General features: G+C 71.6%; 1 pseudogene. It reads left to right on the top strand.

From position 1 onward, the window contains the following. Positions 1–805: pseudogene (locus tag AB0B40_RS35335) on the top strand (hypothetical protein); the annotation flags it as partial. Between the last annotated feature and the right edge of the window lie 81 nt (positions 806–886).

The raw sequence follows: 886 nt of genomic DNA on the forward strand, positions 1-886 counted from the left end.
AGGCCGGACGGTCGCCACCGCGGTCGTCGCGGCGGAAGGGGGCGCGGTCGCCACGGTCGTCACGACGGGGGCCACGGTCACGGTCGTCGCGCTGGAACGCCGGACGCGAACCGCGGTCTCCTTCACGCCGGTCGTCCCGACGCCCGTACCCACGGTCGCCACGGTCGCCGTAGCCACCGCCACGGTTGTCATCACGACGGTCGTCACGACGGAAGGCCGGACGGTTGCCGCCACGGTCGTCACGGCGGTCATCACGGCGGTCGTCGCGACGGAACGGGGGACGGTCGCCGCCACGGTCGTCACGGCGGTCGTCGCGGCGGAAGGGCGGGCGGTCGCCACGGTCGTCACGACGGGGGCCACGGTCACGGTCGTCGCGCTGGAACGCCGGACGCGAGCCGCGGTCTCCTTCACGCCGGTCGTCCCGACGCCCGTACCCACGGTCGCCGTAGCCACCGCCACGGTTGTCATCACGACGGTCGTCGCGACGGAAGGCCGGACGGTCCCCACCGCGGTCATCCCGACGGAAGCCACCACGGTCGCCACGGTCGCCGCGGTCGTTACGGTCACCGCTGCCGCCACCGCGGTTGTCGTCGCGCCGGCCATAACCGCCGCGGTCGTTACGGTCGTTGTCACGACGGAAGCCACCACGGTCCCCGCGGTAGCCGCCGCGCTCACCGCGGTCACCACTGTCCCGTCGCCGCTGGTCGCGCTCCGGTCGGTCGTCGGGGGAGTTGGTGGACATGGTGACTCCTGTCTTCGGTACCGCAAGCATTGTAAAAACAAAAGGACCCCTGGTCCCAGCTGAACGCTGGGACCAGGGGTCCTCCAAAGATTGTTCGGCGGCGTCCTACTCTCCCACAGGGTCCCCCCTGCAGTACCATCGGCG

The organism is Streptomyces sp. NPDC042638, assembly GCF_040647235.1.
In the GTDB taxonomy this organism is placed as follows: Bacteria; Actinomycetota; Actinomycetes; order Streptomycetales; family Streptomycetaceae; genus Streptomyces; species Streptomyces rameus.